The following is a 22,919-nucleotide window of genomic DNA, read 5'->3' as shown; positions in this document are numbered from 1 at the left end:
GTGGGGGGCTGGAGGGTTGGGTCTTGGCGTTTGTCGCCTAGTAGTTGCAGCAGTGCCGTGTACGTGGTCGGCCGCTGCGTTACGTCCTTCGACAGCGCCGACGACACCACCCGCCGCAACGGCTCCCGCAGTTCCCCCAGCGCCGGCTCGCCGTGCAGCACCGCGTCGGCGTCCTGGCCGAACGGCGGTTGCCCGGTGGCGGCGAACACCACCGTCGCGGCCCAGCCGAACAGGTCGGCGTACGGGCCGTAGCGCAGGTCCATGAGCTGCTCGGGGGCCCGGTAGCCCACCTCGCCGGCGGCCTCGCCCAGGTCGATGTCCGTCACTCGGGGGCCGTCCGTGCCGAGGATGACGTTGTGCGGGGTGATCCCCCGGTGCGTGATCCCGGCCAGGTGCACCGCGGTCAGCGCGGTCAGCACGCCGACGGCCACCCGTTCGAGCGCGTCGGCGTCGAGCGGGCCGTCGGCGGTCACGGCCTCGGCCAGGCTGCGTCCCTCGACGTGCTCGCGGACGAAGTACGCCCGGCCCCCGTGGGTGCCGGTGTCGAAGATCCTGGCCACGTACGAGCTGGAGATGTGACGGACGGCGGCCAGCCGTGCGAGGGCGTCACCCTGGTCGTCCGGCGGGGCGGGCAGCGGCCTGATCACCCGCGTGGGCCCGTCCTCGGACTCCCGGCCCAGGTAGGCCACCCCGCGGGGCCCCTCACCCAGCCTGCCGACAACGGTGTAATCGCCGAGACGTTCGGGGTCACCCTGCTGCAGGGGGAGCATCACAGTCCCTTCCCATCAAAACATGATCAGTGGGACATTCAACCGCATCTACCGCATTCGCATCAGTAGTTTCGGACACGATCTGACTATTCACCGTCAGGACACCCTCAGTCCGGGCGTCCGGAACGCCAGCCTCGACGGCGGCCGAGCGGGATGAGCCAGGCCAGTGCGCCCGCCACCGCGGCGGCGCCGAGCGCGCCCGCGCCGACGGTCATCGAGACGTTCACCGCCGCTTCGTCGGGCGGCGGGACCTTGGCGATGGCGTCGGCGGCCAGCGGCTCGGGCGGCGGCGCCGCGACCACCGGCGAGCCGGCCGGCTCGAACGGCAGCACCGCGGTGACCGCGAGCAGCGGGTTCACCATCCCGGCGCCGGTGCCGCGACCGGCCGTGCCGTCGGCGGTGGCGACGATGCGCTGCTGCACCTGCTCCTGGCTGAGCTTGGGGAAGCGGGCGCGCACCAGCGCGGCGGTCCCGGTCACGTACGGCGCGGCGAAGCTGGTGCCCTCCAGCCCGCGCTGGTACGTGCCGCCCGGCCAGGGCGCGATGATCTCGGTGCCGGGGGCGAGCACGTCCACCGGCGTGGCGGCGTTGGACGAGTCGGCGCGCCGACCGTCAGGCGTGGCCGCGCCCACCGCGAGCACTCCGGGATAGGCCGCCGGGTAGGCGGGCTCCTCCTCGTCGTCCTCGTTGGTGACGTTCCCCGCCGCGGCCACGACCACGATGTCCTGGGCCAGCGCGTTCTCCACGGCGGCCTTGAGCTGCGGCGTGTCGGAGGCGCGGACGGACACGTTGATCACGTCGGGCTTGGCCCTGACCGCGTCCTCGATGGCCTTGACCAGCGTGGCGACCTCGCCCTCCTGGGCGTTGCTCTGCTTGACCATCACGAGCCTGACCTCGGGCGCGACCCCGTGGAACGGGACTCCCTGCGTGTAGCGGGCGCCGATGATGCCGGTGACCGCGGTGCCGTGGCCCACGCAGTCGCGAAAGCCGGTGGAGGTCTCGTCGATGAACTTGGCCAGCCTGAGCTGCGGGTGTTTGTAGTCGACCCCGCTGTCGACGACGGCCACCGTGACGCCCTTGCCCATGGTGAGCCGCCAGGCGCCCTTGATGTCGAGCCGCTGCTGCGCCCAGGGTTCGCCCCCGGGGACGCGGGTCACGCCCTTGGGCGGATCACAGTCGGCCGGCGCGGCCCGTACCCCCAAGGCCGACGCGGTCTGTGCTGCCGTCGGCGCGGCCAGCAGGGGCAGTGCGGTGGCGACGCTCGCCAGGAGGGCGCGACCAATCATGGCGAAAAAGCGTAGCCTGCCGGACTTAACGGGAGGAACGGCAGGAGACCCCGGCACGGGGCCGGGGTCGCCTGTCAGGCGATCAGCGAGTCGCCTGCTCGATGTTCTCGCGATACTGCTTGATCACATTCGACGCCTGAGAAAGCTCCTCGGCCATCTTCTGGAAGGCCGACTTGGAGCTCGTCCAGGCTTCACGGAACTGGAGTGCGCCGGGCCCCGTCCACGCGGTGCCCACCTTGGCCGCCTCTCTGTCGAGCGCCGTGATCGTGCCGCGCACCTGGTCGGACTGCTTGGTGAACTCGGCGGACATCTGCTGCATTTCCGCGGGGTCGCCACCGAGCATGCTCTGGCTCATGCATACCTCCTGGACAGGTGAAAGCGCCCTCACCATAGAGGCGGCCGCCCGGGCATCGCCGGAGTTATGCCGAGCGGCTATGGTCGTCGTCCAGAGGATTATTCGGATCTAAGGAGCGCTCCGACTCATGCGTGAGGTTGTGGTGACCGGCGGCGGAACCGGGATCGGCTACGCGATCGCCGCCGCTTTCGTCTCGCTCGGCGATCACGTCACGATCACCGGCCGCCGCGAGCACGTGCTCAAGGAGGCCGCGGACAAGCTCGGCGCCGGGCACGTGGCGTTCAACGCCGCCAGCCCGGTCGCGGTGAAGGAAGCGCTGGACCGGCTGCCCGAGCGGGTGGACGTCCTGGTCAACAACGCGGGCGGCAACACGAACCTGGAGCGCAGGCCGTCCGACGACCTGATGGACGTGGCCGAGGCGTGGTGGGCCAACATCAACGCCAACCTGCTGTCGGCGGTGCTGGTCACCACCGCGCTCGTGCCCAGGATGGGCAAGGGCGGCAGGATCGTCTCGCTCGGCTCGATCGCCGCCCGCGGCACCGGCTCGGGCTCCTACGGCGCGGCCAAGGCGGCCATCGAGTCGTGGACCGCCGACCTGGCCGCCGAACTCGGCCCCAAGGGCATCACCGCGAACGTCGTGTCGCCCGGGCTGGTCGTGGACACCGAGTTCTTCCGTGGCAGGCTGACCGATGAAGGCATCAAGGCCCGCGTGGACAACACCCGCAACGGCCGTCCTGGAACGCCCGCCGATGTGGCGGATACCGTGCTGTTCCTGGCCTCAGCGGGTGCCAGGCACGTGACGGGGCAGGTGTTGCACCTCAACGGCGGCGCGTATCTGGGCCGCTGAGACGCAGTCGTTCGAGAGGAAAGGACCGAGGTCGGTGCGGAAGGTACTGATCGCCAATCGGGGCGAGATCGCGGTACGGGTGGCCCGCGCGTGTCAAGACGCCGCGATCGGCAGCGTGGCCGTCTACGCCGACCAAGACCTCGACGCCCTGCACGTCAAGGTGGCCGACGAGGCGTACGCCCTGGGCGGGCAGTCTCCGGCGGACACGTATCTGAACGTGGCCAAGCTGCTCAACGTGGCCCGCCGCGCCGGCGCGGACGCCGTGCACCCCGGCTACGGCTTCCTGGCCGAGAACGCCGACTTCGCCCAGGCCGTCATCGACGCGGGCCTGACCTGGATCGGCCCGCCGCCGTCCGCGATCGCCGCGCTCGGCGACAAGGTGCGGGCCAGGCACATCGCCCAGCAGGTCGGCGCGCCGCTGGTGGCCGGCACCACCGACCCGGTCTCCGGCGTGGACGAGGTGCTCGCGTTCGCCGAGGAGCACGGGCTGCCGATCGCGATCAAGGCGGCGTACGGCGGCGGCGGCCGCGGCATCAAGGTGGCCCGCAGGCTGGAGGAGGTCGCCGAGCTGTACGAGTCCGCGGTGCGCGAGGCGGTGGCCGCGTTCGGGCGCGGCGAGTGTTTCGTCGAGCGTTACCTCGACCGGCCGCGGCACGTCGAGACGCAGTGCCTGGCCGACCAGGACGGCAACGTGGTCGTGGTGAGCACCCGCGACTGCTCGCTGCAGCGCCGGCACCAGAAGCTCGTCGAGGAGGCCCCGGCGCCGTTCCTGACCGACGAGCAGCGCGAGATCCTCTACACCAGCTCCAAGGCCATCCTGCGCGAGGCGGGGTACGTGGGCGCGGGCACCTGCGAGTTCCTGGTCGGCCAGGACGGCACGATCTCGTTCCTGGAGGTCAACACCCGCCTGCAGGTCGAGCACCCGGTGACCGAGGAGGTCGCGGGCGTGGACCTGGTGCGCGAGATGTTCAGGATCGCCGCGGGCGAGCCGCTCGGCTACGGCGACCCCGAGCTGCGCGGCCATTCGATCGAGTTCCGGATCAACGCCGAGGACGCCGGGCGCAACTTCCTGCCCGCCCCCGGCACGCTGACCGTGCTGCGCCCGCCGGCCGGGCCCGGGGTGCGGCTCGACTCCGGCTACGAGGCCGGGATGACCGTGCCGGGCACGTTCGACTCGCTGGTGGCCAAGCTGATCGTGACCGGGCGCACCCGGCGTGAGGCGCTGGAGCGCTCGCGGCGGGCGCTGGCCGAGTTCGAGATCGGCGGCATGCCCACCGTGTTGCCGTTCCACCGGGCGGTCGTGGACGATCCGGCCTTCACCGGGGAGCCGTTCGCGGTCCACACGCGGTGGATCGAGACCGAGTGGGACAACCCGGTGCCGCCGTACGCGGGCGAGGTGGCCGGTGACGACGCGGAGGCCGTCAGGGAGACGGTGGTCGTCGAGGTCGGGGGCAAGCGGCTGGAGGTCGTGCTGCCCGCCGGGCTCGGCGCGGCCACCGCTACGCCCTCGGCGAACAAGCCGCGCAAGCGCGGCGGCGGCGGGACGAAGAAGGCCGCGGCCGGCGGCGACGCCCTGGTCAGCCCGATGCAGGGGACGATCGTCAAGATCGTGGCCGGCGACGGCGACACGGTCGCCGAGGGCGACACGGTGGTGGTGCTGGAGGCCATGAAGATGGAGCAGCCGCTGGCCGCGCACAAGGCGGGCACGATCACCGGATTGACCGCGGCCGTCGGCCAGACGGTCACGTCCGGAGCCACGATCTGCGAGATCAAGGACACCTGAGCCGAGGCCCGGCCGGAGCGACGGCGGCCGGAGGCTCCAGGATCTGCGACGGGGTGTGCGCTCGTGCGGCTTGAGGCGGGTAACGTGCGCAGTGAGGAACTTTGCCGACCGCCCGTTCGTCCTCAAGGGCGAAGGAGGCTTGCTGCCAATGACCCATTCGCTGCGCCGAGCAGGGGCCGCGATCGCGGCTTCGATCGCCGGTCTATTCGTCGTTCTCGCGCTGTCCCCTGCCGCCGACGCGGCGGCGGCACCCCCTGACGCTCAGTCCGTTGTGTCCCAGTGGCGCGACAAGCAGGACCCGCTTTACGTCCAGTCCGGTTCGCCGTTGAGCTCCGACCAGCAAGACGGCATCCGTGACGCGTTGAAGGACGCCAAGTCCAAGATTTACGCCGTGGCGCTGCCTGACGGAACGGTGGACAACACCAGTGTCGGGGCCTACATCGGCCAGCTCGGCACCGCGTTGGCCGCGGCCGGCCGCACCAAGGTGACGGTCGCCGTGCTCGACGGCCAGACCTTGTTCGCCGACTCCACGGCCTTCCGCGACGGCAACATGGCGGGCCGGCTGGCCAGTCTGTCGGCGAACGCCAACTCCGGCGACATCGTGGCGGGCATGCAGGACTTCGCCAACCGCATCGACGACGCGGCCGCGGGCAAGCGGTCGGCGCTCAACCCCGGCAGCCAGGCCGGCGGCGGCGGCACCGGCGTCCTGATCGCCCTGGGCGTGCTGGCCCTGGCCGGTGGCGGCGGCTACTTCCTGTACTCCAGCAACAGGAAGAAGAAGCGCGCCGAGCAGGAGGCGAAAGACCTGGCCGCGGTCAAGCAGACCGTGGAGGAGGACGTCACGAAGTTCGGCGAGGAGATCACCGAGCTCGACACCGACGTCACCCTGGCCGGGCAGGGCGGCCAGCACATCGAGGAGTGGCAGCAGGCGCTCGACGCCTACGAGAAGTCCAAGACCCAGCTCAACGCGGTGCAGCGGGCCGAGCAGGTGCGCGACGTCACGCAGACCCTGGAGGACGGCCGCTACGCGCTCGCCGTGGTGAAGGCCAAGGTGAACAACCAGCCGGTGCCCGAGCGCCGCGCCCCCTGTTTCTTCAACCCGCAGCACGGCCCGTCGGTGCGTGACGTGCGCTGGGCCCCGGCCGGTGGCGCCGTCCGCGACGTGCCTGCCTGCGCCCGCGACGCCGAGGCCGTGGAGCGCGGCTTCGACCCGCAGATGCGCGAGGTCATGGTCAACGGCCAGCGCCGCCCGTACTACGACGCGGGCCCGGCCTACCAGCCGTACGCCTACGGCTACTACGGCGGCTTCGGCGACATCATGACCGGTATGTTCATCGGCACCATGATGGGCAGCATGATGGGCGGCTGGGGCATGGGCGGCTACGGCGCCGGCTACGCCGAGGGCTACCAGGACGCCGGTGGCGACTTCGGCGGCGACATGGGCGGTGGCGACGGCGGCGGCTGGGGTGACTTCGGCGGCGGCGGAGACTTCGGCGGCGGAGACTTCGGCGGCGGCGACTGGTAACCGCACCACCTGACACCTGCGAAAACGGGCGCGTCCCCCACACGGGGGGCGCGCCCGCGCCGTTCTCCGGAAAATTCTCGAAAGAAATCTTGTTCCCGCTGTCGATCAGGGCCCGGCGCGATCGACGCGTTGATGAAAGGACGGACACCGAGCCCGTCCTCCACTCAAGGAGCAGGACAGATGCAGAAGATCACCACCTTCCTGTGGTTCGCCGACCAGGCCGAGCAGGCCGCCGAGTTCTACACCTCGCTCTTCGCGAACTCCCGCATCCTGGACGTGCAGCGTTACGGCGAAGGCGGCCCCGGCCCGGCGGGCACGGCGATGACGGTGTCGTTCGAGCTGATGGGCCAGCGGTTCCTGGCGTTGAACGGCGGCCCGCAGTTCACCTTCAACGAGGCGGTCTCCCTGTACGTCGACTGCGAGTCGCAGGAGGAGGTCGACGAGCTGTGGGCCAAGCTCACGGCGGACGGCGGCGAGGAGGCCCCGTGCGGCTGGCTGAAGGACAAGTGGGGGCTGTCCTGGCAGATCATCCCCACCCGGCTGACCGAGCTGCTGTCCCACCCCGACCCGGCCAAGGCCCAGCAGGCCATGCAGGCGATGCTGAAGATGCAGAAGATCGAGATCAAGGCCCTGGAGGAGGCCGCCGGGGTGTGACGGGCCGGCCCCGCCCCGCGCTCAGAAGCTGGCGCGGGGCGCGAGGTAGGGGGTGAGCAGGGTGGGCTCGGGCACGCGCCGGCCGTCCAGCTTGTCCATGACGAGCCGCACCGCCTGCCTACCTCTTCGGCCGGGATCAGCACCGAGGTCAGCGGCAGGCTGAAGCGTTCCGCGACGTCGTCAGGCGGCCGACCGGCGCCGCGACGAATCGAAGGCGGCCCACAACGCGACCCCGATGTACACCAGCTGCTCGGGGATGCGCTGCCACAGCGGCGAGGCGGGCTCTCCGCCCAGTTCCACCCCCGCGACGGCGGCGTAGATGTTGGCTGGCAGCATGAGCACGAACATGATCGCCAGGCAGATCCCGGCCGCCCTGCGGGTGCCGGTCAGCACCAGCCCCACCGCGCCGGCCAGTTCGAGCACCCCGGTCAGGTACACCATGGCCACCGGGAAGGGCACGAACGGCGGCATCATCGCCACCAGGTCGTCGCGGTTGGGCATGAAGGTCACGCTGCCCGGGACGAAGTGGGCGCTGGCCGTCATGACGAGCATGACGGCCAGGCCGTGCGCCGCGCTGATCCGCCAGGTGGCGAAACGCGTCACGCCGAGCGCGCCGAGCAGCCGGAAGACCAGGGTGGCCACGGCGAGAACGATGATCGTCATGAGAACTCCTCATTGGATAGTGCGACTATCTAGATAGTAGATAACACCACTATCCAATGAAGGTCAAGAGGGGGCTACCCGATTGCGGCCAGGGCCGGGGACGCCGGGGATCGGGGCGAACTCGATCCTGGAGACGCACGCTCCCGCGCGGCGGAACCCCGCGGGCCGAGGCGGCGATCCTCTGGGAAACCGAATCCTGGTGGGCGCTGCAGTCACAGGCCTGCCCGCCCCAACCTGGACGCGGTCCGCCAGGCGCACCGGGTGCTGTACCGGCACGGAGTCCAGGCCCACTTCGCCTACCCCTCGGACGACCTGTCGCGCTACCGCCTGGTGCTGGTCCCTCTGCCTCTTCTGCTGTCCGACGAGGACGCCGACAACCCGCGCCGCTACATGGCCGGTGGCGGCACGCTGGTCGTGTCATACCTGAGCGGCGTCGCCGACCCGCACGCCCGAGTCCGCACCGGCGGCTACCCAGGCGCGCTGCGCGACCTGCTGGGCGTGAACGTCGAGGAGTTCCGACCGCCGGAGTCCCCGATCACCCGGTCGACCGGCGACCCGGCCACGCACTGGAGCGAACGCGTCCACCTGCGCAGCGCGGAGTCCCTGGCCGACCGCCCTGGGCGGCACGCCGGCGATCACCCGCCACGGCGGTGCGTACAACGTCTCCGCCCGTCTCACCGACGCCGCCTACGCCCGCCTGCTCGGCCTCCCGCCGTACCCCGCGGGCCTGGAGCCGGTCCGCAGGGACGACGCGACGTTCGCCATCAACCACGGCGCCGGGCGACCGTCGACGGCGAGACCATCGCGCCGGCGGCCGGCGCGCACGCGGTCATCCCGACGCTCGTGGTCGATACGGCTAGCCGTTGAGCAGCGGCACGAGCTGCTCCTCCTCGTAGTCCAGGTGGGCCTCCAGCTCCCCGGTGAGCCGGTCCACCTCGCGCCGCAGTTCCTCGGGGGCGACGTCGTCGTCGGCAAGGAGTTCCTGCAGCCGCGCCACGATCTGCTGGACGACCACGTGCTCGGCACGCAACCGCTCGATCGCCGGGGCCAGCTCCGGATGGCGGTCCGCCAGCGCCGGGAACATACCCGCGTCCTCGCGCTCGTGATGGATGTGCAGGCCCTGGCACATGGTCAGGCAGTTGATCCGGAGCTGCGCGCCCAGCCGCGGCCCCGCGGCGGCGACCTCCGCCCTGATCAGGGCCAGCTCGCGGCGGAACGCGTCGTGGATCTGCCTGAGCACGTCGCCCATGCGCCCGGCGGGCGGCCCGTGGTTGACGGCCACCAGCGCGACCACCGGCAGCGTCCGGCCGGACCTGACCTCGTACTCGCCCCATCCGGGGTCCTGCTCGACCGCGCGGGCGAACAGGCGGTCGCGCTCCTCGCCCTCCAGGACGATCGCCTTGGCCGGGTAGGTGAACGTGCCGTCCTCCACCGTGACCTCGGGGTTGGCCCGCAGGTTGTGGTACCAGGCCGGGTGGCGGGGCGAGCCGCCGGCCGAGGCGATGACGACGATGCGCTCGCCGCCGTCGGGCAGGTAGCCGAGCGGGGTCGTGTGGCGGACGCCGGTCTTCGCGCCGACGGTGGTCAGCAGGAGCAGCCTGGCTCCCTCGAACGGGCCGCCGACCCGGCCCTGGTTGGCCCGGAACTCGTCGATGATCTGCTGGTTGAAGTCATGGGACATGCGTGTTTTCGCTCCAAGCGGGATGACGTCGATGACATGGGAAACCCGCACGGCATGCCGGAGTGAGGCGGGCGACTACACCGCCGAAGGCATGGGACGACGCGCGGGGACTACGTGCTCAGGCACGACCGGCGATGTGAGTGGCCACGGTGTCATCCCCCTTTGAACGGCGCCTCCATGCCGCCGCCGTCCACCCGGGCCGGCGTCACGCGACGCGACCGTCTATTAGACGATCCACCGCGGACGTTGTCAATCCCCGCGAACCGGTTGTCCAGAAGTGGAAAGCGCCGTAACCGGCATTGCCCGTCGCCTTATCGTTAGTTAACTTTCCTTTATGAAACGTCCATTAGCCGCACTGACGTTGACCGCAGCCACCCTCGCCACCGCACTCAGCCTCGGTTCGGCGGCCCACGCCGAAGTTCCGGGCTACGTCAAGCAGGGCAGCTACGGCTGGCCCGACCAGTGCCTCTCGATCGGCTACCAGGGCAAGATCAACCACAACTGGAGCAACTACTACTGCGAGACCATCACGCCCACCAACTGGATGGCGCCCGGCATGTACTACCTGTGGGTCAAGTACTGACCGCAGGTGACGCGCAGCCGCCCCGGGCCCGCAGGCGGACCCTGACCCGGGGCGGTCGCCTCCTGCGCTATCGCCGGGCGTAGGCGGCCAGAAAGACGCGAGTGCCCTCATCGGCCAGACCGGTCAGTTCCTCAGGGGTGCCGGCGGCGGCGTCGCCCAGGAAGGCGACCCGGTTGGTGGGGATGGACGCGATCAGCCAGGTGAACATGTAGGCGGCGCGCTCGGGGTCGGGGGTGTCCAGCAGGCCGCGTTCGGTGAGTTTCGCGAAGGTCTCGGCGAGGAGTTTCAGGGTGCGGCCCCAACTCCGCTCGAAGTAGTCACGCCCGATGTCCGGGAACCGCTCCGCCTCGGCGATGACGAGACGCCGCATCTGCAGGATCTCCGGATTCACCAGCCCGGCCAGCGTCATTCGAGCATGCTCGCGCAACGCGGTCTCGAGGTCGTCCGTCTCCGCGAGTGCGTGGATGGCGGGCTTGAAGTACTCGTAGCCGCGATCGACGGTGTCCAGAACCACGCCGGCGAAGAGTTCCTCCTTGTCGGCGAAGTACTGATACACCGTCCGCTTCGAGGCTCCCGCCGCGGCGGCCACCGCGTCCATGCTGGTGCCGACGTAACCGTGGGCGGTGAACACCGACCGCGCGGCCACCAGGATCTCCTGACGCTTGCGCGCCGAGCGGGCCTCGGCCCGGGTCGAAGCGGCCAACGAACTACCTCCTTGACACCGAAAACTACACGGTTTAGTTTTCTCACTATCTAAACGGTACCGTTTAGTTTACTTGTTGGAGGAAGCGTGGGTAGCGTGATCTCCGTCGTCGTCGCGTCGATCGCGGCGTTCGTGCTCAGCTCGACCTACTACGCCCTGCTCACCCCGGCCGAGAAGCGGCGGCTGGGCGAGGCCGCCCCGGACCGCGGCGATCGTCCGCCACCGCTGAAGATCCTCCTGGAGCTGGCGCGCAGTCTCGTGGTGGCCACCGTGATCATGGGCCTGGCCAGGTACGCCGGCCTGACCGGGGTGGGCCAGGCTCTCGTGCTCGGCCTGGTGCTCTGGGCCGGGTTCCCGGCGATGCTGCTCACCGGGTCCATGATGTGGGAGAGGACACCCGCCGTCACCGCCGTCCTGCACGCCGGCGACTGGCTGCTCAAACTGCTCATCATCTCGGCGATCGTAGGTGCCTGGCTGTGAACGACAATCCGCCGCCGTATCAGACCGACCCGCGCGTGGACGACTACATCAACGCCCTGCCGGAGTGGCAGCAGGACATCTGCCGGCAGGTCAGAGACCTGATCCACGCCGCCGACCCGGAGATCGCCGAGACCATCAAGCGGACCGTCCGGCCCTACTTCGTGCTCCAGGGCAACGTGTGCGCGCTGCTCGCCGCCAAGGACCACGTCAACGTGTTCCTGTACGACGGCGCCATCGTCCCCGATCCCGAAGGCATCATCACGGCCGGACACGACAACAAGACCGCCCGTACGGTGGCGTTCCGCGAGGGCGAGACGATCAACGCGCCCGCGCTCCTGGCCATGTTCCGGCAGATCATCGCCAACAACCGGGCCGGCGGCTGGCGCAAACTCAAGAACCGGCCCGAATAGGCGGCCGGCGCGGGACGGTGCCGCCGCCGTGGTCACGCGGCACCACCCCCGGCTCGTCCGGTCGGTCCCGCTGGTCGTCCGGTCGGTCCCGCTGGTCGTCCGGTCGGTCCCGCTGGTCGTCCGGTCAGTCCCGCCGGGCTCCTTCCGGCCAGATCACCCGCACGGGAATGCCGCGCTCGCGCGCCTCCGCCACCACGTCCGCGGTCCCGCCGTATCCCCGGGCGGGCCGCCCGTCCCAGACGGCGAACAACACCTCGGCCTCGTCGAGCATCAGGACGCTCGCGGCCATGTACGCCTCCGAGGTGGACGCGACGAAGTCCAGCGCATGAACCTTCGACGCCCGGCTCAGCAGCTCGTCGAAGGCGGCCCACGACTCGCCCGGCAACCCGTCCCGATAGTCCCGAGCAGGCACGACGACCACCAGTTCCCCGCCGGCTTCGAGCACGGCCCGCGCGAAGATCTGATCGGCACCGTCCGCCAGGCAGGTCAGGCCAGTCAGGCCGGTTACGGCGGTCAGGCCAGTCAGGCCGGTCAGGCCGGTCAGGCCGGTCAGGCCGGTCAGGCCGGTCAGGCCGGTCAGGCCGGTCAGGCCGGTCACGATGGGAAGATGCTCGGCCAGCGCCTCCCGAATCGCTGCGCCGATCAGCAGGACGGTCGCAGCGGGCAACCCGCGATGCCCGGAGACGGCGATACGCACCATGGTCCTCCTAGCGCCGAACCCAGCGTTCCACCGTCTCGCCGTCCACGCCACAGCGGTGTTCAGAACCCGATGGCGCCCGTGGCGCGTTTCAACGGCCGGGCACGGCTCGTTCCAGCTCGATCAGAGCCAGCGGAGGACCTTCTTCGAAGGTGTGGTCGTGCGTCCTGCCGGTCTCGGTGAAGCCGTTCTTGGCGTAGAAGCGGCGTGCCTGGGCGGAGTCGCGCAGCGTCCACAGATGCACGTCGTCGTACCCGGCGTCGCGCACCCGGTCCAGGACGTCCGTCAACAGCGCCTTCGCGATGCCGCTGCCCCAGACGTCCGGGTGGGCGAAGAAGGTATGGATCTCCGCGAGGCCGGGCCGCGAGGTGGAGGCCCCGAACCGGGCGAAGGCCCCCGGCCGCTCGTTCAGGCGCGCCAGCAGGATGTCGTCCGCGCCGTCCGCCAGGATGCCGTGCCACTTGGCCCGCCGCTCCTCGATCCCGGCCGCGGCCACCTTCGGTGCGCAGAGCGGACCGTGCGAGACGCCCCAGGACAGGGCGTGAATCTCGCCGAGGACGTCCGCGTCGCCGGGTTCGGCGATGCGGACGGTGATCGCGTCAGGCATGCCATGAACCCTACAAGCACACATTTACGACATCCGCCCGGCACCACCAGCTCCCACACCTTGGGAGCAGTCACACCTTCGGGGACAGCCACGCCTTCGGGAACAGCCACGCCGTTGGGAACAGTCATGATCAGCCACCGAATGAACTACAGTCGTCCGCCATGGCCGACCCCTCCACCTCCTCCTATCTGACCGAGACGGCGAACGCCTACGACGCCGTCGCCGACCTCTACGCCGACCTGGCCCGAGACTCGCTCAAGCGCCTCCCCCTGGATCGCGCGACGGTCGCCGTGTTCGCCGAACTCGTCCAGGCCGCCGGCCCCCGGCCCGTCGTCGAGGCCGGCTGCGGCCCCGGCTACATGACCGCACACCTGCGCGACCTCGGACTGGACGCCTTCGGCGTGGACCTGTCCCCCGCACTGATCGACATCGCCCGCCACGACCATCCCGACCTGCGATTCGAGCTCGGTTCGATGGACGCCCTGGACGTGGCCGACGGCGAGCTCGGCGGGCTGATCTCCTGGTACTCGATCATCCACATCCCACCGCCGCAGCTGCCGCCGTACTTCGCCGAGTTCCGCCGAGTGCTGGCCCCGGGCGGCTACCTCCTGCTCGGCTTCTTCGAGTCGGAGGGCGGCCCGGTGCTGGAGTTCGACCACAAGGTCACGCCGGCCTACCGGTGGCCGATCGACGAACTGGCCGACCTGGCCCGCAAGGAGGAGTTCGTCGAGGTGGGACGGGTGCTGCGCGAACCCTTGGAAGACGAACGCTTCCGCCGCGGCCACCTACTGATGCGCAAACCCGAACTCCAGGGATCCACGGACTGAACGTCTCTGCCTGGCGGAACCCGCCCCACGCCTAGGGACTCGGGGGGCTGAGCGCCCAGCGAATCCGGCCCAGCCCCAGGAATCTGAGGACTGAGCATCTCCGCCCAGCGAAACCCGGCCCAACTCCAAAGATCCACGGACTGAACGTCTCTGCCTGGCGGAACCCGGCCCAGCCCCAGGAATCTGCGGGCTGAACGTCTTTGCTTAGCCAACCCGACCCAACCCAAGAGATCCCCCGGGCTGATCATCTCGGTCCGGAGGAACCCGGCCGTTGCCCGGGGGTCCGGGGGCCGGGAGGCCACCGGCAAGGGGGTGTGGGGGAGCTGGGCTCCCCCACACAACGCAGCCCGAAGCGCGACCAGGCGCGAAGCGCCCCACCCCGCGCAGGCCCACGCCTTGAGGAGCCCGGGGAACACAGCCCGAGCCCTTGAGCCCGTGAACGCGTCAAACGCCGAGCGGGGTCTCCGGTTGCATGAGCCGGCGGGCCGCCTCCGTGATGGAGCCCGACAGCGACGGATACACCGCGAACGTATGCGCCAGCTGGTCGACGGTGAGCCGCTGCTGCACCGCCACCGACACCGCCAGGATCAGCTCGGACGCCCGCGGCGCCACCACCACCCCGCCCAGCACGATGCCGGTGTGCGGACGGCAGAACAGCTTGACGAAACCGTCGCTGAAGCCTTGCATCTTGGCCCGCGCGTTCGTGGCCAGCGGCAGTTTCACCACGTTCGCCTCGATCTCGCCGGCCTCGATGGCCTTCTGCGCCACGCCGACGGCGGCGATCTCGGGGTCGGTGAAGATGTTGGACGCCACGGTGGCCAGCCGCAGCGGCTGGACCGCCTCGCCGAGCGCGTGCCAGACGGCGATGCGCCCCTGCATGGCGGCGACGGAGGCGAGCATCAGCACGCCGGTGCAGTCGCCGGCCGCGTAGACGCCGGGCGCGGAGGTGCGGGAGACCTTGTCGACCTTGATGAAGCCGTTCCTGTCGAGCTGGACGCCGGCCTCCTCCAGGCCGATGCCGGCCGTGTTGGGGATCATGCCGACGGTCATCAGCGCGTGGGAGCCTTCTGCGGTGCGGCCGTCTTCGAGGGTCACCACGACCCCGTCGGCGGTGCGCTTGACGGAGGCGGCGCGGGAGCGGCCCATGACGTTCATGCCGCGCCGCAGGTAGACCTCTTCGAGGACCTCGGCGCCGTCGGCGTCCTCGTTGGGCATCATGCGGTCGCGGCTGGAGACGAGCGTGACGTCGGCGCCGAGCGAGCGGTACGCGCCGGCGAACTCGGCGCCGGTGACTCCGGAGCCGACCACGATCAGGTGCTCGGGCAGCTCGTCGAGGTCGTAGAGCTGGCGCCAGGTGAGGATGCGCTCGCCGTCGGGCTCGGCCCCGGGCAGGATGCGCGGCGTGGCGCCGGTGGCCACGAGGACCACGTCGGCCCTGATCGTCCGGTCGCCGGCCTTGACCACGCGCGGGTCGACCAGCCGGCCGCGGGCCTTGATGATCTCGACGCCCTCGGCCTCGACCCGGGTGGCGATGTCGGCGGACTGGGCCTGGGCCAGCTCCTTGACCCGCTTGTTGACCAGCGGCAGGTCGACGCTGGCCACGCCGACGTCGCCGTCGAGCCCGCCGTCGAACGCCACGCCGAGCGAGGGCGCGTCGAGCAGCGCCTGCTTGCGGACGGATGTCGCGATCAGTGTCTTGGACGGCACGCAGTCGGTCAGCACGCACGCGCCGCCGGGGCCGTCCTGTTCGATCATGGTGACCTGCGCGCCAAGTTGCGCGGCCACCAGCGCCGCCTCGTAGCCGCCTGGTCCGCCGCCGATGATCGCAATCCTCGTCACGTTCACCATTGTCCCGCATTGCTCGACCTGCCGACGAACGGCCCCCGGGTCTCACGCGCTAGTCTTAGCTGCTGTGCCTGTCTACGCCGCCTACGGCAGCAACATGGACCCGGAACAGATGGCCATGCGGGCCCCGCACTCTCCGGTTCGGGGTGTGGGCTGGCTGCCCGGCTGGCGTCTGACGTTCGGCGGGGATCACCCGGGGTGGGACGGCGCGCTCGCCACCATCGTCGAAGATCCCGACGAGACCGTCTTCGTGGTGCTCTACGACGTGCCCGACTTCGACGAGACCTCGCTCGACCAGTGGGAGGGCGCGGTCCGCGGCACGTACCACAAGGTTCGACTGCGCGTGCAGACGCTCGACGGCGAGGTGCTGGCCTGGTTCTACGTGCTCGACGGCTACGAGGGCGGGCTGCCTTCGGCCCGCTACCTGTGCAGTCTGGCCGACGCCGCCGAGCGGGCGGGCGCCCCCGACGACTACGTCAAGGAGCTGCGGGAGCGCCCCTGCAAGTCGGTCGGTTAGCCGCGGGAGCGCCCCCGCACGTCTCCGGGTCAGCGCAGCGGCTGGTCCTTGGTCTCCTTCAGCGCGAAGACGTACACCAGCGTGGAGATCAGCGCCAGCGCGGACATGTACCACGGGAACAGGTCGGTCTCGCCGGCGTCCTGCAGCGCGGTGCCGATGAGCGGCGCGGTGCCGCCGAACAGCGCCACGGTCAGCGAGTACGGGAAGCCCGCCCCGGCGGCCCGCACCCGGGTGGGGAACAGCTCGGAGTTCACCGCGGCCGAGATCGAGGTGAAGCAGGCCAGGAACACCATGCCGACGCACTGGATGAGCAGCAGGCTGGTGAACGAGTTCGTCAGCAGGCCGAGCAGCGGCACGGGCAGGACGAGGAACGCGAGCCCGAAGGTGATCAGCAGCGGCTTGCGGCCGATCTTGTCCGACAGCATGCCGAGCAGCGGCTGCAGCAGCATGAAGAAGAACAGCGAGATCGTGCCCACCTGCAGCGATTCCGCCTTGTCGAACTTGACCGCGGTCTGGGCGTAGATCGGCAGGAAGTTGGTCCAGGTGTAGTACGCGACCGTGCCGGCGATGGTGATGCCCACGATCAGGGCGGCCGACTTCGGGTAGCCCTTCAGGAACTCGAAGAGCTTGGGCCGCTGAGTCTCGCCCGACTTGATCTCCTCGGCCACGGCCGAGGTCTCGTCGGCGCCCTTGCGGATCCACAGGCCGACCAGGCTGAGCACGGCGCCCACGAAGAAGGGGATGCGCCAGCCGTAGGAGTCCATGTCGGGGGCGGCGATCGTGGTGGCGAGCAGCGCCGCGAGGCCGGAGGCCAGCAGCTGGCCGATGGTGGTGCTGACGTACTGGAAGCTGGAGAACAGGCCGCGCCGGCCGGGCGGGGCCGACTCCACCAGGAACGTGGTCGCCGCGGCGAACTCACCGCCGACCGACAGGCCCTGGACGAGCCTGGCCAGCGTGAGGATGATCGGCGACAGCAGGCCGACGGCCTGGTAGGTCGGGGTCAGGGCGAGCATCAGCGAGCCGACGCCCATCAGGATGATCGTGAACGTCATCGCGGACTTGCGCCCGAACCGGTCGGCGAACGAGCCGACGAGCAGCCCGCCCAGCGGCCGCATGAGGAAGCCCACGGCGAAGACGCTGTAGGTGGCGAGCAGGGGGACCAGGCTGTTGCCCGCGGTCTTGGGGAAGACCTGTGCGGAGAAGTAGGTGGCCAGGAAGGTGTAGGCGTACCAGTCGTACCACTCGACCACATTGCCGATGCTGGCCGCCATGAGCTGGCGGACACGGCTCCGGGGGATGCCGAGCGGCGATTGAGCCTGGGGAGAGGCCTTCACGGAGGCTCCTTTGCTGACAAGTGCGGTGATGGCTTACTGTGCATTCGGGCGACCGAAACAGTCAAATATCTCGTCATATATTTACGAACCCGACACAGGGACGGACTCAGGTGGATGTTCTCGACCGGCGACTGGTCGCTGCCCTCCAGGTGTGCCCGCGTGCCTCGTGGGGCGAGATCGGCCGCGCCGTCGGCGAGCACGAACGCACGGTCGCCCGCCGTCTGCAGCGGCTGATCAGCGAGGGCGCGGTCCGGGTCACGGCGATCTACGACGACCTGCGCACCGGACATGGCCGGCCGGTGCACCTGCACGTCCAGGTCCGCCCGGGTACCGTCGAGCATGTGGCCAAGGCACTGGCCGACCGCCCCGACACGCGCTCGGTCTACTCGCTGACCGGCGCCGCCGATCTGGGCTGCGAGCTGGTCTCCCCGTCCAGGGAGGATCTGCACGAGATCCTGACCTCGCAGGTCACCGCGATCGACGGGGTGGTGCAGACACAGACGCAGGTGGTGCTCCACACGTTCAGGACGGTCGCCGAGTGGCACGCGCCGTACCTCACCGAGGCCGAGCTGGCCGAGCTGCGGCCGGCGCCGCCACCCGCGTGCCTGCCCGACCAGGACGGCCTGTCACCCCTGGAACAGGAGATCGCCGAGCTGCTGGCCGCCGACGGCAGGATCGCGTTCACCGCGATCGCCGAACACCTGGACATCTCGGTGCCCACCGCCCGCCGCCGCGTCGCCTCGCTGATCGAACGCCGCCTCGTCCTGCCCAGGGCCGAGGCCGAGCCGGCGCTGATCGGGCTGGAGGTCGAGGCCATGATGTGGTTGAAGGTCCGCCCGCACGGCCTCGACCAGGTCGGCCAGGGCCTGGCCGCGCACCCGAACGTGCGCTACTGCGCGGCCACCTCGGGCACGCACTCGCTGATCGTCCAGGTGGCGGTGGCCCACGAGGCCGAGCTGTACCGTTTCCTGACCGGCGTGCTCGGCCCGTTCGACGAGGTCACCGACGTCAACCTGACCCTCATCACCCGCGCTTACAAGCGCGGACACCTGCACAAGTCCGGACTGCTCACCTTGGAGAAAACGCCATGACACCCGCCGAGAAGGAAGTCGCCGACCTCTGCGTGGAGCTGATCCGCGTCGACACCAGCAACTACGGGGACGGCAGCGGCCCCGGCGAGCGGGCCGCCGGCGAGGTGGTCATGGCCAGGCTGGCCGAGGTCGGCATCGACGCCACCTACGTCGAGAGCGAGCCCGGCCGGGGCAACGTGATCACCCGCGTCGAGGGCACGGACCCCTCGCTGCCCGCGCTGCTCGTGCACGGCCACCTGGACGTGGTCCCGGCCAACGCGGCCGACTGGACGGTCGACCCGTTCGCCGGCGAGATCCGCGACGGCTACATCTGGGGCCGCGGCGCGGTGGACATGAAGGACATGGACGCGATGATGCTGGCCGTGCTGCGCCAGATGAAGCGCGAGGGCCGCCGCCCGCGCCGCGACATCGTGTTCGCCTGGGTCGCCGACGAGGAGGCCGGCGGCGTGTACGGGGCGAAATACCTGACCGCCAACCACCCCGAGCTGTTCGAAGGCGTCACCGAGTCGATCAGCGAGGTCGGCGGCTACTCGCTGGAGGTCGACCCGTCGCTGCGGCTCTACCTGATCGAGACCGCCCAGAAGGGCCTGGCCTGGATGAACCTCATCGCCGACGGCACGGCCGGGCACGGCTCGATGCTCAACTCGGACAACGCGGTGACCGAGGTGGCCAAGGCCGTGGCCAGGCTGGGCGGGCACGAGTGGCCGCTGACGCTCACGCCGACCGTGCGTCAGTTCCTCACCGAGGTGGCCGACGCGTTCGGCATCCCGTTCGACGAGGACGACCCGCAGCCCATCCTGGACAAGATCGGGCCGCTGGTGCGTTTCGTCGGCGCGACCCTGCGCAACACCACCAACCCGACGCAGCTCGCCGCCGGCTACAAGTCGAACGTCATCCCCGGCCAGGCCAGGGCCGTGGTCGACGGCCGCTTCCTGCCCGGCTACGAGGAGGAGTTCTTCAAGACCGTCGACTCGCTGATCGGGCCGAAGGTGCGCCGCGAGTTCGTGCACCACGACATCGCGCTGGAGACGTCGTTCGACGGCGCGCTGGTGGAGTCGATGATCGCGGCGCTGAAGGCCGAGGACCCGACCGCGCGCGCGGTGCCGTACTGCATGTCCGGCGGCACCGACAACAAGACGTTCTTCGCCGATCTGGGCGTGCGCGGGTTCGGGTTCGTGCCGCTGCGACTGCCCGCCGACATGGACTTCGCGTCGATGTTCCACGGCGTGGACGAGCGGGTGCCGGTCGACGCGCTGCAGTTCGGAGTGCGGGTACTCGACCGGCTCCTCCTAAACTACTGAGATGTGAGCAACGACGCATATACGCTGGCCAGCGAGGCCGCGGCGGCGCTGAAGAGCGCGGCCGGCCTCGACACCTTCGACGTGGCCCTGGTGATGGGCTCCGGCTGGGTGCCGGCCGCCGACGCACTCGGTGAAACGGTGGCCGACATCCCGTTCACCGAGCTGCCCGGTTTCCGGGCGCCCGCCGTCGCCGGGCACGGCGGGAAGATCCGCGTCGTACGCACCGAGCAGGGCCGGCACGCGCTGGTCTTCCTCGGCCGCAGCCACCTGTACGAGGGCCGGGGCGTCGACTCGGTCGTGCACGGCGTTCGTACGGCGGCCGCGGCGGGCGTGCGCACGGTCGTCCTGACCAACGCGGCCGGCGGCCTGCGGCCCGAGACCCAGAAGGTCGGCGACCCGGTACTCATCAGCGACCACATCAACATGACCGGTGCGAACCCGATCACCGGCACCACGTTCATCGACCTGACCGAGGTCTACTCGCGCCGTCTGCGCACGCTGGTGCACGAGATCGACCCGTCCATCGCCGAGGGCGTGTACGTGGCCTTCCGCGGCCCGACGTACGAGACGCCGGCCGAGATCCGCATGCTGCGCACGCTGGGCGGCGACATGATCGGCATGTCCACCGTGCTGGAGGCCATCGCGGCCCGCGAGGCCGGCCTCGACGTGCTGGGCATCTCCCTGGTCACCAACCCGGGCGCGGGACTGTCCGGCGACCCGCTCAACCACGAGGAGGTCCTGGAGGTCGGCAGGGTCACGGCCACCCGCATGGGCATCCTGCTGGCCAAGGTGGTCGACCGGCTGTGACCGACGACCTCGTCCGCCTGGCGCGTGAGTGGCTGCGGCAGGACCCCGACCCCGACACCCGCGCCGAGCTGTCCGACCTGATCGACCGCGACGACCGGGCGGCGCTGCGCGACCGGTTCGCCGCCAAGCTGGAGTTCGGCACCGCCGGGCTGCGCGGCGAGCTGGGCGCGGGCCCGAACCGGATGAACCGGGTCACCGTCATGCGGGCCGCGGCCGGCCTGGCCGCGGTGCTCGGCCCGGGCAAGCATGTGGTGATCGGCTACGACGCCCGGCACAAGTCGGACGTCTTCGCCCGCGACACCGCCGCCGTGCTGACCGGCGCCGGGCTGCACGCCTCGCTGCTGCCCTGCCCGCTGCCCACGCCCGTGCTCGCCTTCGCGGTGCGCAACCTCGGCGCGGACGCCGGCGTCACCGTCACCGCCAGCCACAACCCGCCCCGCGACAACGGCTACAAGGTGTACTGGGGCGACGGCTCGCAGATCGTGCCGCCGATCGACAGCGAGATCTCGGCCGCCATCGACGCGATCGGCCCGGTGGACGAGCTCCCGCTCGACGGCCCCGGCACGCTCACCGAGCTGGGCGAGGGCATCATCGACGACTACATCGACGCGGTGACGTCCCTGCCGCTGGGCGAGGCGCGTGACCTGCGGGTGGCGTACACGCCGCTGCACGGCGTCGGCGCGGCGACGCTGACGGGCGCCTTCCTGGCGGCCGGTTTCGAGTCGCCGATGGCGGTCGAGGAGCAGCGCAACCCCGACCCGGACTTCCCCACCGTCTCCTTCCCGAACCCGGAGGAGCCGGGCGCGATGGACCTGGCGGTCGCGCTGGCCGCCAAGCTCGGCGCGGACCTGGTGCTGGCCAACGACCCCGACGCGGACCGCTGCGCGGTGGGCGTGCCGCTGCCCGGCGGCTCGGCGCGCATGCTGACCGGCGACGAGGTGGGCGGGCTGCTGGCCGAGCACGTCATCACGCACACCAGCGGCGACCGGCTGGTGGCCACCACGATCGTGTCGTCCACGCTGCTCGGCAAGATCGCCCAGGCGCACGGGGTGCGTTACGGCGAGACGCTGACCGGCTTCAAGTGGATAATCAAGGCGGGTCCCGGGCTGGTCTTCGGCTACGAGGAGGCGATCGGCTACAGCGTCGGGTCGGAGTCCGGGCTGCCGGTGCACGACAAGGACGGCATCGGCGCGGCGCTGACCGTCGCGGCCATCGCCGCCGCCGCCAAGCGCGACGGCCGCACGCTGCTGGACCTGCTGGACGACCAGGCCAGGCGATACGGCCTGCACGCCACGACGCAACTGTCCTTCCGGGTCGAGGACCTGTCGCTGATCGCCGGCGCGATGGACCGCCTGCGCGGCACGCCGCCGACCGTGCTGGGCGGCCGGGCGGTGCTGTCCGCCGACGACCTGACCCGGCCGGACGGCCCGCTCCCGCCGACCGAGGGCCTGCGCTACCACCTGGACGGCGACGCCCGCGTGGTGGTCAGGCCGTCGGGCACCGAGCCCAAGCTGAAGTGCTACCTGGAGGTGGTCGAGCCGGTGACCGGCGAGGTGCCGGAGGCCAGGGCGCGGGCCGCCGCGGACCTGGAGTCGCTGAAGACCGACCTGGCCGCCGCCCTGGGGCTGCGGATGCCTTGACGGACGCCGCGATCCGTGTGTAGATCGTCTCGGTGCCACCGTGACCGAGGAGGCTTGGGGCATGACGGCGAAGTCGGACCCGAGGCCGTGATCTCCGCACGAGATCAGCCGCCGGGCGGCCGCCGGGATCGGGATATTCGGCTCGCGACCGTCCTGACCGGGCTGTTGCAGCTGGTGCTGGCCGCCGTCCTGGTCGGGGTGCCGGGGTCGGCGCCCACGCTGCACGCCGTGGGCGAGCCGCCGACCGGCCCCACGACCGCCGCTCCCGCGACGCCCGTCGCGCTCAGCCGCCATCGGGCGTCCGAGCCGGCGGGTGCGCGGCCGGCCGTCCCGGCGCCCACCATCACGCGCACGCCCGGACCCACGATTGGGCCCACATCCGGACCCACGACCGGGCCGGTGCGGCCGGGCCGGGATCCCGGTGCCGACCGGCAGTCGCAGGCCGGGCACGAGCCCGTGGCGCGGGAGCCTGCGGCCACGCATCGCACGCACCGCCCCGAACCGTCCGCCACC

24 protein-coding genes and 1 pseudogene are annotated in these 22,919 nt (G+C 70.8%); 15 read left to right on the top strand and 10 right to left on the bottom strand.

Annotated features, from left to right (window positions below; translation table 11 throughout):
* The 3 genes from HII36_RS40455 to HII36_RS40445 all read right to left on the bottom strand — a co-directional run.
* The coding region (locus HII36_RS40455) for a serine/threonine protein kinase (protein ID WP_173528633.1) at positions 1 to 770 on the bottom strand (770 nt) is incomplete at its 3' end.
* A 107-nt stretch (positions 771 to 877) separates the two neighbouring features.
* Positions 878 to 2,056, bottom strand: a complete 1,179-nt coding sequence (locus tag HII36_RS40450; RefSeq protein ID WP_173528632.1) for a S8 family peptidase — start codon at positions 2,054 to 2,056, stop codon at positions 878 to 880.
* 82 nt (positions 2,057 to 2,138) lie between these two features.
* Positions 2,139 to 2,411 carry a WXG100 family type VII secretion target gene (locus tag HII36_RS40445; RefSeq protein ID WP_173528631.1) on the bottom strand — a complete coding sequence of 91 codons (273 nt, stop codon included), beginning with the start codon at positions 2,409 to 2,411 and terminating at the stop codon, positions 2,139 to 2,141.
* A gap of 127 nt (positions 2,412 to 2,538) precedes the next feature.
* Here HII36_RS40445 and HII36_RS40440 point away from each other — a divergent pair, with 127 nt between their 5' ends.
* The 4 genes from HII36_RS40440 (at position 2,539) to HII36_RS40425 (ending at position 7,220) form a co-directional block, all read left to right on the top strand.
* A complete protein-coding gene (locus HII36_RS40440) occupies positions 2,539 to 3,258 on the top strand; it encodes an SDR family NAD(P)-dependent oxidoreductase (protein WP_173528630.1) in 720 nt (239 codons plus the stop codon).
* 34 nt (positions 3,259 to 3,292) lie between these two features.
* Positions 3,293 to 5,041, top strand: a complete 1,749-nt coding sequence (locus HII36_RS40435; RefSeq protein WP_173528629.1) for an acetyl/propionyl/methylcrotonyl-CoA carboxylase subunit alpha — start codon at positions 3,293 to 3,295, stop codon at positions 5,039 to 5,041.
* A 148-nt stretch (positions 5,042 to 5,189) separates the two neighbouring features.
* Positions 5,190 to 6,566, top strand: coding sequence for a hypothetical protein (locus HII36_RS40430; RefSeq protein ID WP_173528628.1), 1,377 nt, complete (start codon positions 5,190 to 5,192; stop codon positions 6,564 to 6,566).
* Positions 6,567 to 6,746: 180 nt separating this feature from the next.
* Positions 6,747 to 7,220 (top strand): VOC family protein, encoded by a 474-nt coding sequence (locus tag HII36_RS40425; RefSeq protein ID WP_173528627.1) that lies wholly within the window; start codon positions 6,747 to 6,749, stop codon positions 7,218 to 7,220.
* A 180-nt stretch (positions 7,221 to 7,400) separates the two neighbouring features.
* Here HII36_RS40425 and HII36_RS40415 read toward each other — a convergent pair whose 3' ends face one another.
* On the bottom strand, positions 7,401 to 7,883 hold the full coding sequence (locus HII36_RS40415; RefSeq protein WP_173528626.1) for a DoxX family protein: 483 nt from the start codon (positions 7,881 to 7,883) through the stop codon (positions 7,401 to 7,403).
* 261 nt (positions 7,884 to 8,144) lie between these two features.
* Here HII36_RS40415 and HII36_RS40410 point away from each other — a divergent pair, with 261 nt between their 5' ends.
* Positions 8,145 to 8,750: a beta-galactosidase trimerization domain-containing protein gene (locus tag HII36_RS40410; RefSeq protein WP_173528625.1), complete on the top strand. Its 606-nt coding sequence runs from the start codon at positions 8,145 to 8,147 to the stop codon at positions 8,748 to 8,750.
* Here HII36_RS40410 and HII36_RS40405 read toward each other — a convergent pair.
* A complete protein-coding gene (locus HII36_RS40405) occupies positions 8,740 to 9,564 on the bottom strand; it encodes a nitroreductase/quinone reductase family protein (RefSeq protein ID WP_173528624.1) in 825 nt (274 codons plus the stop codon). The two genes, HII36_RS40410 and HII36_RS40405, sit on opposite strands and share 11 nt — an antisense overlap.
* Positions 9,565 to 9,898: 334 nt before the next feature.
* Here HII36_RS40405 and HII36_RS40400 point away from each other — a divergent pair, with 334 nt between their 5' ends.
* A complete protein-coding gene (locus HII36_RS40400) occupies positions 9,899 to 10,147 on the top strand; it encodes a hypothetical protein (protein ID WP_173528623.1) in 249 nt (82 codons plus the stop codon).
* Between the two features lie 67 nt (positions 10,148 to 10,214).
* Here HII36_RS40400 and HII36_RS40395 read toward each other — a convergent pair whose 3' ends face one another.
* Positions 10,215 to 10,850 (bottom strand): TetR/AcrR family transcriptional regulator, encoded by a 636-nt coding sequence (locus HII36_RS40395; protein WP_173528622.1) that lies wholly within the window; start codon positions 10,848 to 10,850, stop codon positions 10,215 to 10,217.
* Between the two features lie 87 nt (positions 10,851 to 10,937).
* On the opposite strand from HII36_RS40395, the gene HII36_RS40390 reads away from it, so the two are divergent.
* Positions 10,938 to 11,330 (top strand): DUF1761 domain-containing protein, encoded by a 393-nt coding sequence (locus HII36_RS40390; protein WP_173528621.1) that lies wholly within the window; start codon positions 10,938 to 10,940, stop codon positions 11,328 to 11,330.
* Positions 11,327 to 11,740, top strand: coding sequence for a DUF1801 domain-containing protein (locus tag HII36_RS40385; RefSeq protein ID WP_173528620.1), 414 nt, complete (start codon positions 11,327 to 11,329; stop codon positions 11,738 to 11,740). The genes HII36_RS40390 and HII36_RS40385 overlap by 4 nt, the downstream gene beginning before the upstream one ends.
* Before the next feature lie 124 nt (positions 11,741 to 11,864).
* Here HII36_RS40385 and HII36_RS40380 read toward each other — a convergent pair whose 3' ends face one another.
* The gene (locus HII36_RS40380; protein WP_236004389.1) at positions 11,865 to 12,440 is read right to left on the bottom strand and encodes a hypothetical protein; all 576 of its coding nucleotides are present in this window, start codon (positions 12,438 to 12,440) and stop codon (positions 11,865 to 11,867) included.
* Positions 12,441 to 12,528: 88 nt separating this feature from the next.
* Positions 12,529 to 13,044: a GNAT family N-acetyltransferase gene (locus tag HII36_RS40375; RefSeq protein ID WP_173528619.1), complete on the bottom strand. Its 516-nt coding sequence runs from the start codon at positions 13,042 to 13,044 to the stop codon at positions 12,529 to 12,531.
* Positions 13,045 to 13,205: 161 nt separating this feature from the next.
* On the opposite strand from HII36_RS40375, the gene HII36_RS40370 reads away from it, so the two are divergent.
* On the top strand, positions 13,206 to 13,871 hold the full coding sequence (locus tag HII36_RS40370) for a class I SAM-dependent methyltransferase (protein WP_173528618.1): 666 nt from the start codon (positions 13,206 to 13,208) through the stop codon (positions 13,869 to 13,871).
* A gap of 444 nt (positions 13,872 to 14,315) precedes the next feature.
* On the opposite strand, the gene HII36_RS40365 is transcribed toward HII36_RS40370, so the two are convergent.
* On the bottom strand, positions 14,316 to 15,710 hold the full coding sequence (locus tag HII36_RS40365) for an NAD(P)H-quinone dehydrogenase (protein ID WP_173528617.1): 1,395 nt from the start codon (positions 15,708 to 15,710) through the stop codon (positions 14,316 to 14,318).
* 73 nt (positions 15,711 to 15,783) lie between these two features.
* Here HII36_RS40365 and HII36_RS40360 point away from each other — a divergent pair, with 73 nt between their 5' ends.
* Positions 15,784 to 16,233, top strand: coding sequence for a gamma-glutamylcyclotransferase (locus HII36_RS40360; protein ID WP_173528616.1), 450 nt, complete (start codon positions 15,784 to 15,786; stop codon positions 16,231 to 16,233).
* A 29-nt stretch (positions 16,234 to 16,262) separates the two neighbouring features.
* Here the strand turns inward: HII36_RS40360 and HII36_RS40355 are convergent, their stop codons facing one another.
* Positions 16,263 to 17,567 (bottom strand): MFS transporter, encoded by a 1,305-nt coding sequence (locus HII36_RS40355; RefSeq protein ID WP_328808114.1) that lies wholly within the window; start codon positions 17,565 to 17,567, stop codon positions 16,263 to 16,265.
* Positions 17,568 to 17,677: 110 nt separating this feature from the next.
* On the opposite strand from HII36_RS40355, the gene HII36_RS58925 reads away from it, so the two are divergent.
* The 5 genes and pseudogenes from HII36_RS58925 to HII36_RS56060 all read left to right on the top strand — a co-directional run.
* The gene (locus HII36_RS58925; RefSeq protein ID WP_173528615.1) at positions 17,678 to 18,658 is read left to right on the top strand and encodes an Lrp/AsnC family transcriptional regulator; all 981 of its coding nucleotides are present in this window, start codon (positions 17,678 to 17,680) and stop codon (positions 18,656 to 18,658) included.
* Entirely contained in the window at positions 18,655 to 19,959 is a 1,305-nt protein-coding gene (locus HII36_RS40345) for a M20/M25/M40 family metallo-hydrolase (protein ID WP_173528614.1), read from the top strand. Before HII36_RS58925 ends, HII36_RS40345 begins: the two co-directional genes overlap by 4 nt.
* Before the next feature lie 3 nt (positions 19,960 to 19,962).
* Positions 19,963 to 20,766, top strand: a complete 804-nt coding sequence (locus HII36_RS40340) for a purine-nucleoside phosphorylase (RefSeq protein WP_173528613.1) — start codon at positions 19,963 to 19,965, stop codon at positions 20,764 to 20,766.
* Positions 20,763 to 22,406: a phospho-sugar mutase gene (locus HII36_RS40335; RefSeq protein WP_173528612.1), complete on the top strand. Its 1,644-nt coding sequence runs from the start codon at positions 20,763 to 20,765 to the stop codon at positions 22,404 to 22,406. The genes HII36_RS40340 and HII36_RS40335 overlap by 4 nt, the downstream gene beginning before the upstream one ends.
* 54 nt (positions 22,407 to 22,460) lie before the next feature.
* A pseudogene (locus tag HII36_RS56060) lies at positions 22,461 to 22,919 on the top strand (hypothetical protein); the annotation flags it as partial.

The sequence above is a fragment of the Nonomuraea antri genome (assembly GCF_013283785.1).
Lineage (GTDB): Bacteria > Actinomycetota > Actinomycetes > Streptosporangiales > Streptosporangiaceae > Nonomuraea > Nonomuraea antri.
This window is presented reverse-complemented; position numbering and strand designations above follow the sequence as displayed.

Coding starts and splice junctions, on each gene's coding strand:
- HII36_RS40450 (WP_173528632.1), bottom strand. CDS start 2,056: ATGATTGGTCGCGCCCTCCTGGCGAGCGTCGCCACCGCACTGCCCCTG.
- HII36_RS40445 (WP_173528631.1), bottom strand. CDS start 2,411: ATGAGCCAGAGCATGCTCGGTGGCGACCCCGCGGAAATGCAGCAGATG.
- HII36_RS40440 (WP_173528630.1), top strand. CDS start 2,539: ATGCGTGAGGTTGTGGTGACCGGCGGCGGAACCGGGATCGGCTACGCG.
- HII36_RS40430 (WP_173528628.1), top strand. CDS start 5,190: ATGACCCATTCGCTGCGCCGAGCAGGGGCCGCGATCGCGGCTTCGATC.
- HII36_RS40425 (WP_173528627.1), top strand. CDS start 6,747: ATGCAGAAGATCACCACCTTCCTGTGGTTCGCCGACCAGGCCGAGCAG.
- HII36_RS40415 (WP_173528626.1), bottom strand. CDS start 7,883: ATGACGATCATCGTTCTCGCCGTGGCCACCCTGGTCTTCCGGCTGCTC.
- HII36_RS40405 (WP_173528624.1), bottom strand. CDS start 9,564: ATGTCCCATGACTTCAACCAGCAGATCATCGACGAGTTCCGGGCCAAC.
- HII36_RS40400 (WP_173528623.1), top strand. CDS start 9,899: ATGAAACGTCCATTAGCCGCACTGACGTTGACCGCAGCCACCCTCGCC.
- HII36_RS40380 (WP_236004389.1), bottom strand. CDS start 12,440: ATGGTGCGTATCGCCGTCTCCGGGCATCGCGGGTTGCCCGCTGCGACC.
- HII36_RS40375 (WP_173528619.1), bottom strand. CDS start 13,044: ATGCCTGACGCGATCACCGTCCGCATCGCCGAACCCGGCGACGCGGAC.
- HII36_RS40370 (WP_173528618.1), top strand. CDS start 13,206: ATGGCCGACCCCTCCACCTCCTCCTATCTGACCGAGACGGCGAACGCC.
- HII36_RS40345 (WP_173528614.1), top strand. CDS start 18,655: ATGACACCCGCCGAGAAGGAAGTCGCCGACCTCTGCGTGGAGCTGATC.